The sequence below is a fragment of the Micromonospora sp. CPCC 205558 genome (assembly GCF_036902955.1).
Classification (GTDB): domain Bacteria; phylum Actinomycetota; class Actinomycetes; order Mycobacteriales; family Micromonosporaceae; genus Micromonospora.
In genome coordinates this window covers 41400-53472 of record NZ_JBAKHR010000007.1, presented here as the reverse complement: position 1 = coordinate 53472, position 12073 = coordinate 41400, and the positions used below count along the sequence as shown (strand labels likewise).

At 70.8% G+C, this 12073-nt stretch carries 12 protein-coding genes; 4 read left to right on the top strand and 8 right to left on the bottom strand.

The genetic code is table 11. The annotated features are described in order from the left end of the window. Positions 1–79 precede the first annotated feature (79 nt). A complete protein-coding gene (locus tag V6U86_RS09680) occupies positions 80–541 on the bottom strand; it encodes a peroxiredoxin (protein ID WP_334501006.1) in 462 nt (153 codons plus the stop codon). 45 nt (positions 542–586) lie between these two features. Further along, entirely contained in the window at positions 587–1420 is an 834-nt protein-coding gene (locus tag V6U86_RS09675) for a patatin-like phospholipase family protein (protein ID WP_334501004.1), read from the bottom strand. A gap of 79 nt (positions 1421–1499) precedes the next feature. On the opposite strand from V6U86_RS09675, the gene V6U86_RS09670 reads away from it, so the two are divergent. Next, positions 1500–2228, top strand: coding sequence for an SDR family NAD(P)-dependent oxidoreductase (locus tag V6U86_RS09670; RefSeq protein WP_334501001.1), 729 nt, complete (start codon positions 1500–1502; stop codon positions 2226–2228). A gap of 42 nt (positions 2229–2270) precedes the next feature. Here the strand turns inward: V6U86_RS09670 and V6U86_RS09665 are convergent, their stop codons facing one another. The 3 genes from V6U86_RS09665 to zwf all read right to left on the bottom strand — a co-directional run bounded on the left by V6U86_RS09665 (position 2271) and on the right by zwf (position 5354). Continuing rightward, complete coding sequence (locus V6U86_RS09665) at positions 2271–2396, bottom strand: MFS transporter small subunit (RefSeq protein ID WP_256442137.1); 126 nt, start codon at positions 2394–2396, stop codon at positions 2271–2273. Further along, positions 2393–3823, bottom strand: a complete 1431-nt coding sequence (locus tag V6U86_RS09660; RefSeq protein ID WP_334500997.1) for an OFA family MFS transporter — start codon at positions 3821–3823, stop codon at positions 2393–2395. The genes V6U86_RS09665 and V6U86_RS09660 overlap by 4 nt, the downstream gene beginning before the upstream one ends. 151 nt (positions 3824–3974) lie before the next feature. Then, positions 3975–5354 (bottom strand): glucose-6-phosphate dehydrogenase, encoded by a 1380-nt coding sequence (gene zwf / locus V6U86_RS09655; protein WP_334500995.1) that lies wholly within the window; start codon positions 5352–5354, stop codon positions 3975–3977. A 228-nt stretch (positions 5355–5582) separates the two neighbouring features. Between zwf and V6U86_RS09650 the strand changes: the two genes are divergently transcribed. Then, complete coding sequence (locus tag V6U86_RS09650) at positions 5583–6404, top strand: NAD-dependent epimerase/dehydratase family protein (RefSeq protein ID WP_334500992.1); 822 nt, start codon at positions 5583–5585, stop codon at positions 6402–6404. Positions 6405–6453: 49 nt separating this feature from the next. Further along, entirely contained in the window at positions 6454–7236 is a 783-nt protein-coding gene (locus V6U86_RS09645) for an alpha/beta fold hydrolase (protein WP_334500989.1), read from the top strand. A gap of 72 nt (positions 7237–7308) precedes the next feature. Here V6U86_RS09645 and V6U86_RS09640 read toward each other — a convergent pair whose 3' ends face one another. Then, positions 7309–8061, bottom strand: a complete 753-nt coding sequence (locus tag V6U86_RS09640) for a hypothetical protein (protein ID WP_334500987.1) — start codon at positions 8059–8061, stop codon at positions 7309–7311. Positions 8062–8136: 75 nt separating this feature from the next. Between V6U86_RS09640 and V6U86_RS09635 the strand changes: the two genes are divergently transcribed. Further along, complete coding sequence (locus V6U86_RS09635; protein ID WP_334500985.1) at positions 8137–9144, top strand: tyrosine-type recombinase/integrase; 1008 nt, start codon at positions 8137–8139, stop codon at positions 9142–9144. A 6-nt stretch (positions 9145–9150) separates the two neighbouring features. Here V6U86_RS09635 and V6U86_RS09630 read toward each other — a convergent pair whose 3' ends face one another. Continuing rightward, complete coding sequence (locus tag V6U86_RS09630) at positions 9151–9792, bottom strand: fasciclin domain-containing protein (RefSeq protein WP_334500982.1); 642 nt, start codon at positions 9790–9792, stop codon at positions 9151–9153. Between the two features lie 93 nt (positions 9793–9885). Beyond that, positions 9886–11994: a M14 family zinc carboxypeptidase gene (locus V6U86_RS09625; RefSeq protein WP_334500980.1), complete on the bottom strand. Its 2109-nt coding sequence runs from the start codon at positions 11992–11994 to the stop codon at positions 9886–9888. Positions 11995–12073 lie beyond the last annotated feature (79 nt).

Sequence of the window (12073 nt, the reverse complement as noted above, 5' to 3'; positions counted from 1 at the left end):
ACCCTCTTCCGTACACCTGTTTGATTGCTGTCTTGATACCAGCCGGCTGCGACACCCGCCGCACGGGGCTCACGCCCGCTCAGCCGCCCAACGCCCGCAGCGCCCGGTCCGCGTGGTCGTTCATGCTCACCTCACTGTGGATCACCTCGATGACCCGCCGGTCGGCGCCGATCACGAACGTCATCCGCTTCATGCTCAGCGGCCCCAACGGCACCCGCCGCTTGACCCCGAACTGCTGCGTCACCGCACCGTCGACGTCCGACAGCAGCGGATAGTCGAAGCCGTGCAGCTTTGAGAACTCGGCCTGCTTCGCCACCGGATCCCGGCTGATGCCCACCCGTGACGCGCCCAGCGCCGTGAACTCCGCCGCGAGGTCGCGGAAGTGGCAGCTCTCCGCGGTGCACCCCCGGGTCATCGCCGCCGGGTAGAAGAACAGCACCACCGGCCCGGTCGCCAGAAACTCCGACAGTCGCCGTGGCGTGCCCGTCTCATCCGGCAGCTCGAAATCCTGCACCACGTCGCCGACACCCACACCCGCCACCGCGCACCTCCATCGTCTGAACGACCGCGCGGAGAGCGTAAGCGATCACCCCCAGAGCGCGGCCACCTCGCCGACCACCGCGTCGGCCTGGGCCCGCCCGGCCCGCGCCGCCCCCGCCCGCCGCGCCGGATCCAACACGTTGCGGCCGATCGCCGTACGCGCCGCCGCGTCCGGCGTCACCACCACCACCCGCGACCCGGCCGCCCGCAACCCGTCCACCTGCGCCGACAGCCGCGGCATCGGCCCGAACGCCGCCGACGTCGGGGCGAGCACCAACACCGCACGCGCGTCGGCCGCCAGGTCCGCGTTCACCGTCGAGCGCATCCCACCGTCGACGAAGCGGCGCGCGCCGATCGTCACCGGCGGCCACACCCCGGGCACCGCGCAACTCGCGCCCACGGCGTCCACCAGCGACACCCCGCTGTCGCGGTCGAACACCACGAACTCACCCGACGACGCATCCACCGCCGTGACCAGCAGCCGCCGCTGCGGCCACTCCCGCTGCGGCAGCCGCGCCTCGATCACCGCGCGCCGCGAGGCCTCCGACGGGGTACGCGCCGCCACCGCCATCGCCCCGATCCGCGCCCGCGAACGCACCGCGTCGCGGGTCCGACCACCGGCCCAGACCAGCCGCGCCAGCGCCGCGAAGCCCAACCGGGCCGCCAGCTCACCCGACGGCGGCGCCAACTGCTCGGCGTAGAACCGCTGCACGGGCAACCCGGAGCACACCTGCGCGCCGACCACCGACCCCGCCGACGTGCCCACCACCAGGTCCGCCTCGGTGACCGGCACACCCCGCTCGACCAACCCCGCCAGCAGCCCCAACTCCCAGGCCACTCCGGTCACCCCGCCACCGCCGAACACCAACGCCCGCTGCATGTGACCCTCCTCTCGACGACCGACCCGCGCCGGTCACGGTAGCGTCGGCGCAGCCCGTACGCAGACACTGGGAGGCACCGTGGCACCCGTCACCGTCATCACCGGCGGCGGCCGGGGCATCGGCGCGGCCACCGCCCGCCGGCTCGCCACCGCCGGCCACCACGTCGCCCTGTGCTACCGCCGCGACTCCGCCGCCGCCACCGCTGTCCTGGCCGACCTGCGGGCCGTCGGCGCACAGGCCATCGCGGTACGCGCCGACACCACCGACCCCGAGCAGGTGCGCGCCCTGTTCGACGCGGCCGCTGAGCTCGGCCCGCTCACCGGCCTGGTCAACAACGCCGGCGTCACCAGCCTCATCGGGCCCTTCACCGAGCTGCGGGTCGAGGACCTGCGCCGGGTCGTCGACGTCAACCTCGTCGGCTACGTCCTGTGCGCCCAACAGGCCGCCCGGCGACTCACCGACGGCGGGGCGATCGTCAACGTCTCGTCCGCGGCCGCGACCCTCGGCAGCCCGGGGGAGTACGTGCACTACGCCGCCGTGAAGGCCGCCACCGACACCCTCACCGTCGGCCTGGCCAAGGAACTCGCCCCGAAGGGCATCCGGGTCAACGCCGTCGCCCCCGGCATCGTGCGCACCGACATCCACGCCGACTCCGGAATGCCCGACCGCGCCGACTCGGCCGTCGGTCGCATCCCGCTGGGCCGCGCCGGCGAACCCGACGAGATCGCCGCCGCCATCGCCTGGCTGCTCGGCCCGGACGCCTCGTACGCCACCGGGACCGTGCTGCGGGTCTCCGGCGGTCTCTGACGGGTGCTGCGGGGTGCCGCCCGACGGCACCCCGCGCGCACCTCAGTGGGTGAACAGCTTCGCCGCCGTGACGACGGTCTGCGCCACCCCGTAGCCGAGCAGCGCCGCCACCACCAACCAGGAAATCCACAACCGGGCCTGCTGCCCGGGTCGGCTGTCCTCACTCATCGCGTACCACTCCTCTGCGCCGTCGTGTCCTCGTCCCGCTCTGCGGCCTGTTCCGGGTGCTGTTGCGCCGGTGGTTCGTGGTAGCGCTGCGGCACCGGCCGCACCAGCAGGTTCGCCGCGAAGCCCACGGCCAGCACCCCCACCATCGTGAACAGCGCCGGGCGGTACGCCGCGGCCGTCAGCGAGCCCGGCTCGCCCTGCGCGTCGAGGAACCCGTTGACGATCAGCGGACCCGCGATCCCCGCCGCCGACCAGGCGGTCAGCAGCCGACCGTGGATCGCACCGACCTGGAACGTGCCGAACAGGTCCCGCAGGTACGCCGGCACGGTCGCGAACCCACCGCCGTAGAACGACAGGATCACGCAGGCCAACAACACGAACAGGGCCGTCGAGGTCTGCCCGACGAGCGCCAGCAACGCGTACAGCACCATGCCGACACCCAGGTACACCAGGTAGATCGGTTTGCGGCCGATGACGTCCGAAGTCGACGACCACGCGAACCGGCCGGCCATGTTGAACAGCGACAACAGACCCACGAACCCACCGGCCGCCGCGACCGTCACCGTCGAGGTGCCGTTGTCGCGGAAGAAGTCCTGGATCATCGGACTGGCCTGCTCCAGGATGCCGATGCCAGCTGTCACGTTGCAGAACAGCACCACCCACAGCAGCCAGAACGAGCGGGTCTTCACCGCGTTCGCCGCCGACACGTTCGCCGTGGTGACCAACGGCTTCGCCGCCACGCTCGCCGGGTCGAAACCGGCCGGACGCCAGCCCTGCGCCGGCACCCGCACGTTCGCCACCCCGAACATCATGATCACGAAGTAGCCCAGGCCGAGCGTCACGAACAGCCACACCAGGGCGCTGCCCGACGCCGTCGACCCCGCGTTGGCCGGGTCGTAGCCGGCGTCGTAGAACGACAACAGTTGCCGGGACAGGGGAGAGGCGACCATCGCCCCACCACCGAACCCCATGATCGCCAGCCCGGTGGCCAGCCCCGGCCGGTCCGGGAACCACTTGATCAGGGTGGAGACGGGGGAGATGTAGCCGATGCCCAGCCCGATGCCGCCGAGCAGCCCGTAGCCCAGATACAGCAGCCACAGCTGCTTGGTGGCGATGCCCAGCGAGCCCACCAGGAAACCCGCCGCCCAGAAACAGGCGGAGACGAACATGGCCTTGCGCGGCCCGTTCGCCTCCACCCAGGTCCCGGCGACCGCGGCGGACAACCCGAGCATCACGATCGCGATGCTGAAGATCACCCCGATCGCCGTCTGACTGGTGTCGAAGTGTGCGATCAGCGAGTTCTTGTAGACGCTGGTCGCGTAGACCTGACCGATGCAGAGGTGGATGGCCAACGCCGCCGGGGGGATGAGCCACCGGCTGTAGCCGGGCGGCGCGACGGTGTGCCGACGATCGAGTGCGGAAAGCATGCGCTGCTTCCTCTCCGATGAGGACGAGAAACGTCGCCCCCAACGTGCCCACACCACTGACCAGCGGCAAACCTCACCGTCGCCGGACGGTCGCTCCGCTGAGCTGAGCGGTCAGTCAGCCCACACCGCCGCCGGCTCAGCGACGCTCTCGCTAACGCAGGTCCGGGGTGTGCCAGCCGCCGGCCAGCGTGTCGGCGTCCGCCGGACCCCAGCTGCCCTTCTCGTACGTCTGCACGGCCGCCGGCAGATCCAGGATCGGCTCGACGATGCGCCACTCCTGCTCGATCGCCTCGGCCCGCGCGAAGCGCAGGTGCTGCCCGTCCATCGCGTCGTCGAGCAACCGCTCGTACGCCTCCTGGCGGCGACCGAGAGCCGCGCCGAAGTCGACGGACAGGTCCACCGGACGGCTCGCCACCTCGGCGCCCGGGCTCTTCGCCTGGATCGACATGGTGATGCCGTCACCGCGCCCCAGCCGGAAACGCAACAGGTTCGCGGCCGTCGCCGTGCCCCGCTCCGCCGGGATCAGGGACCGCTGCGGCTGTTTGAACTCGACCACGACCTCCGTCGCCGTCCCCGGCAGGGACTTGCCCGTACGCAGGTAGAACGGCACACCCGCCCAACGGGGGGACTCGACGGTCAACCGGGTCGCCACGAACGTCTCCGTGTTCGAATCCGCCGCCACGCCCGGCTCGTCGCGGTAGCCGGCGTACTGCCCCCGTACGGTGGACTCCGGCGACAGCGGCGCGATCTGCCGCAGCACCGCGGCCTCCGCTTCCCGGAACGCCGCGGTGTCCTCGCTGGCCGGCGCCTCCATCGCGATGAGCGCGACGACCTGCAGGATGTGGTTCTGCAGCACGTCCCGGGTCGCGCCCACCGTGTCGTAGAAGCCGGCCCGGCCCTGCGTGCCGAAACCCTCGGCGAGGGTGACCTGGATGTTGTCGATGTGCTCGTTGTTCCACAGCGGCTCGAAGAGCCGGTTGGCGAACCGGAAGGCGTAGAGGCCCTCGACGGCTTCCTTGCCGAGGTAGTGGTCGATGCGGAACACCCGCTCCGGCGCGAAGGCCGCGCCCAGCGTGCGCTCCAGCTCGCGGGAGGACTCCAGGTCACGCCCGAACGGCTTCTCCACGATCACCCGACCCCGGTCGGCCAGACCCACGGCCGCCAGGCCCTCGACGACGGCACCGAACACCGCCGGAGGGATCGCCAGGTAGAAGACCGGCCGCTCGGCGTCGCGGAGCCGCTCAGCCAGCCGCTGGTACGTCGCCGGGTCCGCGTAGTTGCCCGAGATCATCGAAAGGTTGTCCGCCAGCCGATCGAAGGTCTCGTCGTCGACCTCGTCGTTGGCCTCGCTGACGGACTTGCGAGCCATGGTGACCAGCTGCTGATCATCCCAGGGGGAGCGGGCCACACCGATCACCGGGACGTCGAGGCGGTCGCGCGAGGTCAACTCGTACAGCGCCGGGAACAGCTTCTTCGAGACGAGATCTCCCGTGACGCCGAACAGCACTACCGCGTCTGAGCGCATGCGCATGGCACTTCCATTCGATCATGTGCTTCTGATCTTCCGAACGGACAACCGCGCGGCCAACGCGAGAATTCCCTGCGAGGGGCGCACGTGAGGTCGGCGACAGCGACGGCGCTTACCCTAAGAAGGTCCGCAGCTCAGGTGTGATGCGGGCAACGTCCCACCATGATCGACGAAGTTCGATCATGGTAACGCCTGCGAGGACATGTCGGCAGGGGAGGAGAGACTACCGACATGAGTCCACCCTTCGGGACCGTGGTCATCACAGGCGCCGCCGGCCGCATCGGCAGCGCACTCCGCCACGCCCTCCGCGACGAGACCCGCCACCTCGTCCTCATCGATCGCGACCCACTGACCGCGCAGTCGCCGGTGGAGCGGGTCATCCGCCTGGACCTCACCGACCTCGACGCCCTGATCTCGGCGTTCGAGGGCGCGGACGTGGTGATCCACCTCGCCGGGCTGCCGGACGAGGCCCCACTTGCCGACCTGCTGGACGCCAACGTGCTCGGCACGTTCCACGTCCTCGAGGCCGCCCGCCGGCAACAGGTCGACAGGGTCGTCCTTGCCAGCAGCAACCGGGTCACCGGCTTCCACCCCGTCGGAAAGATCGTCAACCCCGAAGATCCGGTCCGACCGGACGGGTTCTACGGGGTGAGCAAGGTGGCAATCGAGGCTCTCGCCCGCCTGTACGCGGACAAGTTCGCCCTGTCCGTGGTGTGTCTGCGCATCGGCAGCTTCGAGGACAGGCCAGACGACGTCCGATATCTCGCCACCTGGCTCAGCCCACGCGACTGCCTCGGGTTCATCCGAGCGGCCATCACCGCACCCGACGTCTCCTTCGCCACCGTCTACGCCGTGTCGGCCAACACCCGCCGGTTCTGGAGCCTCGACGCTGGCATCCAGCTCGGCTACACGCCCGTCGACAACGCGGAAGACCACGCCACCCACGTCGTCGGCGCCGACGACCCCATCGACTCCCGCGCGCCCCAGGGAGGCAGGTACGCCGGCGCCGAGACCACCCTCAGCCACATTCGCGGCGGGCAACTGAACCACTGACGAGGAGTACAAAATGGACCGCACCCTCCAGCAGGGGAGAACCTGACACATGCACCTGGCAGTCGACCAGTCACCGGGCACAGCACCAGAGGTGGTGTGCCTGCCGATGTTCGGCATGACCCGCGCCGCCACAGCTGCCGCGTTCGGCCCAGCCCTCGCAGGCGCGGGCCTGCGAGAGACATACCTGGACCTACCCGGCCACGGCGACACCCCGGCGAACTGCCCACCGACGTCCCAGGCGGTGCTGGACACGGTGTGCGGGTGGCTCGACCACCACGTCGACGCGCCGGTCCTGCTCGCCGGCGGTTCCTACGGCGCATACCTGGCCAGCGGCATCGCCCGCCGACGACCCGAACTCGTCCGCGGCCTGCTCCTCGTCTGCCCAGGCGTCACCATCGCCCGCGACAGCCGGGACCTGCCCGCCGACCCGCCGTCGGAAGCGCCCGAGGGCTGGCTCGACGCCGCTCCCATCGCCCTGCACGCCCACCTCGACGCCGCCCTGGGCCATCGCACGCCAACGGTCGTCGCGACGGTGCTCGCGGCACTGAACTCCGGTGGTCCCGGTGACGCGACGTTCCAGGAGAAGTTGCAGACCGGGCTCGACTACGCGTTGCCCGACGAGAACGCCGACGTCGTCTTCGACGGCCCGGTCACGGTGATCACCGGCCGACAGGACAGGATCGTCGGGTACGCCGATCAGTTCCGCGCCATGCGCCGCTATCCGCGCGGCACCTTCACCGTGATCGACGCGGCGGGGCACTACCTGCCGTACGAACAACCCTCGTTGCTGCGGTCACTCACTCAGGACTGGTTGCGCCGTACGCGTGCGTAGACGATGAGCGAGCGCGATTCGATAATGCACATTATGTAAAGTAGACCGATCTGAGGGTCCCCTCGACAGGGGTCAGTCGCGCGTCAGGCCGGGCGGACACGCGTCCTCATCCGGCCGGACAAGGCGCGCGTTGACCAGCGGGTTACGCCGCAGTGCCGTGAGCACGGCGACGCTGGCGCCGATGTCGGTCCAGGTGTCGTCCCACAGTGCGGAGACGAGCCAGGAGCGATCTGCGGGAAAGAACAGGTCGGGCAGCGCCCCGTCGCCGCCGCGCAGGTGACCGGTACGCCAGGTGAGGGCCTGCTCGGGTCCCGCCTCGACCAGCAGGTAGGACCACCCCCAGTAGAGGGACACCATCGCCGCGCCCGGGAAGACGATGTCGTGGGCGCCGGTGTCGAGGTAGCCCAGCCACCAGGGCTGATCCGGGGTGCACGCCATCAGCTCGTCGATCACGGCATGTTCGTGGGCATCGACCCCGACGCCGTCGGGCTGGTGGAAGGTGCCGTACGCGTCGAACACCGGCGGGATCGCGGCGGTGACCGACAGGTCCTGTGTGGTGTGCCCGGCGATCCAGGCGACGTCGTCTGCCGTCCCGATCCGCCAACTCCGCCCGTCCCTGCCGACACGCGCGGGGCGCGGCCCCGTCGACGCCTCACCCGTGTCCTGGCGTCCGGGAACCGCGGCGGGTGACGCGTACGGCGCAGAGCCGGCGCTCGACCACCGATGCCCCGCCGGGCACACCCAGTCGGTGGGCTCGGCGGAATCCTCGTACCAGCTCGGGCTGCCTCGTCGCCCGCACTTCGGGCAGGTGGCGGCCGGCGTCATGCCCGGCACGATACGTGCCTCGTGCCCCTCTCCCCCCGCTTCCCGGGAACGCGAAAATGCTGCATAATATCCCTTATGCATGACAAAAAGGACGAATCGCTCGGGGTGCTGATCGAGGAGTTCCTGACCGCCCGCGCCACCCGCAAGCCCTCCCCCCACACCCTGGCTGCCTACCGGCGGGACCTGTACGCGGTGGCCGCTCTGGTCGCCGAGGGCGACGCCACTCCCCTCCCCCCGGTCGACGCGCTGTCGATCACCGACCTCTCCCCCAGGGTGATGCGGGCGGCCTTCGCCCGGTTCGCCGCGCCCCGGGCGCCCGCGTCGGTGCACCGGGCCTGGTCCACCTGGAACAGTTTCTTCACGTTCCTGGTCGCGGACGGGATCGTGGCCGGCAACCCGATGCCGGCGGTCGGTCGACCTCGGGCGCTACTCCCCCAGCCGAAACCGTTGCGCGGCGCGGACACCCCCGAGGTGCTGCTCGCGTCCGCGGCACGGGACGACGGCCGGCAGCGCGATCCGTGGCCGGAGCGGGACGTCGCGGTGTTGGCGGTGGCGCTCTGCGCCGGGCTGCGCCTGTCGGAGTTGCTGGCGTTGCGGGTCGGCTCGCTGGGGGGTCGGCCTGGCGAGCGGCGGATCGAGGTGCTCGGGAAGGGCGGACGGTCCCGGGTGGTGCCGATCGAGGCGGATCTGGACCGGGTGCTGGTCGACTATCTGGACAGTCGGGCGCGGCGCTTCGGTTCGCGGTCGGTGCGCCCTGACTCGGCGTTGCTGGTCGATCGGCGCGGTGAGCCGCTGCGTCGAGGTGGGCTGCAGTATCTGGTGGAGTCGTGTTTTCGGCGGGCGGGCGTCGGTGACCGGGTGCCGCGGGGCGCGCGGTTGCACGCGTTGCGGCACACGTTCGCGACCCGGTTGGCCGAGGACGGTGCGAGCGCGGCGGAGATCATGCGGTTGTTGGGGCACGCGTCGTTGGCGTCGTCGCAGACGTACATCGAGGTGACGGCCGTTCAGCAGCGCGACGCGGTGCGGGCCAATCGCACCAATCGGGCGTTGGCCGCCCTGGGGCCGGTGGACCGGGTGCGGTGAGGGCGGTCAGTGGGCCCGTTGGTCGGTGTCGTCGGCGGTGGTGGGCAGTGGGCCGAGTACGGCGTTGATGATGTGGATGCGCGCGTTGGTGGCCTGGTAGTCGGCGCAGACGGCGTCGGCCCGGTCGTCGAGGCGGGCGGTGGGGCCGGTGCGGGTGACGGTGACGGTGGTGCCGTCGAGGGTGGTGGCGGTGCCGGCGGTCGTCAGGGCCTCGATGGAGTGGGTTCCGGTGATCAGGTGTGCCTTGAGCAGGGTGCGTAGCTGGTCGGTGTGGCGGGCCATCAGGTCGTCCCAGTTGTCCTCGGAGAACTTGGCGGCGAAGGCGTCGTCGGAGGGCGCGAGGATGGTGACGTCGGTGCCGGTGGGTAGCTCGGTGAGGGCGCCGCTGGTGCGTAGGGCCGCTTCGAACGTGGTGAGGGTGGGAATCCACCGCAGTGCCTGGTCGACGGGTTGGCCGGCGAGGAAGGTGGGGTTGCCGGGTTCGGTGCCGGTGGGCAGGGCGGCGCAGAGTGGTCCGGTGACCTGGGGTGCGCTGGTGTTGTTGGGGGGTGTGGTGTCCGTGGTGGCGGTGCAGGCGGTGGTGGCCAGCAGCAGGGCCGCTACGAGCAGGCGCGGGGCGTGGGACCGGGGGTGGGTTGGTTGCGGCACGACGGTCTCCACGGGTCGGGGGGCGGGGGTGGTGCGCCGGCGGTACGGGGCTGGTGCCCGTACCGCCGGCGCGCCGGCTCGACTAGCTGTCGGTCACAGTGCCGCGCACTGGTTGGCGCGCGGGCCGTTGACGGTGTTGGCGACGCCGAGGTTGGTCGGGGCGGTGCTGTTCGCGGTGCAGTTGAGCGGGCCGCGGATGGTGTTGCCGGCCAGCAGGGGTGCGTCGGTGCCGGTGGTGTTGCCGGTCAGGCTGACCGGGCCGGCGATGGTGACGTCGATGATGGAGATCGCGTCGGTGGTGTTGGTGATCTGGAGCGGGCCGTTGATGGTGCTGTCGGCGAGGAGGACGCCGGCGGCGCGGCTGGCGTTGACCGGCCCGCTGATGGTCGTTCCGGTCGCGACGAGTGCCGCGCCCGCCTGGACGGTGACCGGGCCGTTGATGGTGGCGTCGGCGGCGCAGGTGAAGCCGGAGACGACCAGCGGTCCGTTGCGTCGGCCGGTGAGGGTCGGGTAGACGCGTTCGCCGTCGGTCAGCTTCTCCACGCCCTTGGTGTCGAGCAGGAGCGGGATGAGGCCGCGTTCGGGCTGGTTGAGGGGTACGTAGTAGCCGTCGCTGGTCTTGATGACCTTCCAGCCGTGTGCGGCGATGCGTTGCGCGACGGTGGTGCCGACTCCGCCTGGTCCGTCGGTGCGTGCGCCGTTGTACTGCTCGTCGGTGAGCTTGTAGGCGCAGGGGGCGTTGTCGAGGATGAGGTCGGCGGGGGGTGCGTCCAGCGGCGGGGTGCTGTCGCCGGGGTGTGGGGCGGGGTAGGCGGGGATCGGTCGGGAGCCGCGGAAGACCAGGCGGCCGGTGTTGGCGGCCTGGATTTCGATGGACTCGGCGCGGGAGGTGAGGATGTCGCCGCGGTCGGCGCGGTGGTAGTCGAGGAACTGGTGGAAGGTCCACAGGGCCGAGTAGGTCTTGCGGCGCCGGTTGTTGGCGGTGTTGCCCTCGTCGGGTCGGGTCTGTCCGCCGGAGCTGCGGAGTTCGAGCAGGGAGTTGGCGACGTTCTTGAGGCCGAGGGTGTTGCGCAGGATGGTTTCCTCGCTGAGGCCGACGTTGCCGCCGCCTTCGCAGCCGTACGGGCAGGCCCACCAGCCGGCTTCGGCGCCCTTGGTGTACATGTGGTTTTCGATCATGTCCTGGGACTGGTCGAAGACGGGTTGGGCGACGTTCTGGTGGCGGGGCGGCAGCATGGGCAGGTCGCCTGCGCGGGAGTTGCCGTACTCGTGGCCGTCGTAGCCGGCGACGGGTCGGTAGTCGCGGACCATCTTGATGTACGCGGCGGTTTCCGGCTGGCGGATCAGTGAGTAGTCGCGGTTGAGGTCCTGGCCGGTGGAGTTGCCGCGGGTGTTGGCGGCGCGGCCGTCCCCGTTGATGGTGGGGACGATCAGGACGGTGGTGTGGCTGAGCAGGTCGGTGATGCGGGGGTCGGTGCTGAAGGCGAGTTGCCGGGCCATGATGAGGCAGGCTTCGCGGTCGCCCGGTTCGTTGCCGTGCACGTTGCAGTTGATGGCCACGGGTGCGGTGGCGGCGACGGCCTCGGGGGTGGCGGCCGGGGTGGGGTAACCGATGACCATCATGTTGATGGGTCGGTTCTGGACGGTGCGGCCGAGTTCGACGACGCGGACGCGGTCGCTGAGGGTGTCGATGGCGGCGGTGTAGGCGTACTCGTCGGTGTCGCTGGTGTACTGCGCGGCGTGGGCGGTCTCCCACTGGGTGCGCAGTTGCTCGCCGGGGGTGCTGGGGTTGCCCCAGGGTGCGGTGGTGGTGGCGACGACCGGGTCGGAGTAGGGCTGTTCGGTGGTGCCGGCGCGGGCGCGGACCCGCCATTGGAAGGTGTCGCCGGGGTTGAATCCGGAGTCGGCGAAGGTGGGTGCCTGTTGGTTGATCTGGCGGTTGGGGCGCCAGATGCCGACGATGGTGGGTGCGCCGGTGGGGGTGCCGTTGGCGTCGACGGCGGTGCGTTCGATCTGGTAGTCGGTCGCCCCGTCGACGGGTTGCCAGGCGAGGGTGGCGTACCCGTCGGCTTGGCGGACGGTGAGGTTGGCGACCTGGTTGGGTGCTGCCGCGCTCTGGGCGTTGGCGGGGGTGGGTGCGGTGGTGAGGGTGAGGGCGAGGAGTGCGGATATGGCGATCGCGGTGGGTCGCTGGTGTCGCATGTGGCCTCCGACTAGTTGATCGTGGCGCGTGTCGCCCCAGCATGATCGTCGGAGTTGTTCGATGCAATGATCTTGAGGG

Excerpts from the sequence above, each read along its gene's own strand:
- V6U86_RS09675 (WP_334501004.1), bottom strand. The coding sequence starts at position 1,420 with ATGCAGCGGGCGTTGGTGTTCGGCGGTGGCGGGGTGACCGGAGTGGCC.
- V6U86_RS09665 (WP_256442137.1), bottom strand. The coding sequence starts at position 2,396 with ATGAGTGAGGACAGCCGACCCGGGCAGCAGGCCCGGTTGTGGATTTCC.
- V6U86_RS09660 (WP_334500997.1), bottom strand. The coding sequence starts at position 3,823 with ATGCTTTCCGCACTCGATCGTCGGCACACCGTCGCGCCGCCCGGCTAC.
- zwf (WP_334500995.1), bottom strand. The coding sequence starts at position 5,354 with ATGCGCATGCGCTCAGACGCGGTAGTGCTGTTCGGCGTCACGGGAGAT.
- V6U86_RS09650 (WP_334500992.1), top strand. The coding sequence starts at position 5,583 with ATGAGTCCACCCTTCGGGACCGTGGTCATCACAGGCGCCGCCGGCCGC.
- V6U86_RS09645 (WP_334500989.1), top strand. The coding sequence starts at position 6,454 with ATGCACCTGGCAGTCGACCAGTCACCGGGCACAGCACCAGAGGTGGTG.
- V6U86_RS09640 (WP_334500987.1), bottom strand. The coding sequence starts at position 8,061 with ATGACGCCGGCCGCCACCTGCCCGAAGTGCGGGCGACGAGGCAGCCCG.
- V6U86_RS09635 (WP_334500985.1), top strand. The coding sequence starts at position 8,137 with ATGCATGACAAAAAGGACGAATCGCTCGGGGTGCTGATCGAGGAGTTC.
- V6U86_RS09625 (WP_334500980.1), bottom strand. The coding sequence starts at position 11,994 with ATGCGACACCAGCGACCCACCGCGATCGCCATATCCGCACTCCTCGCC.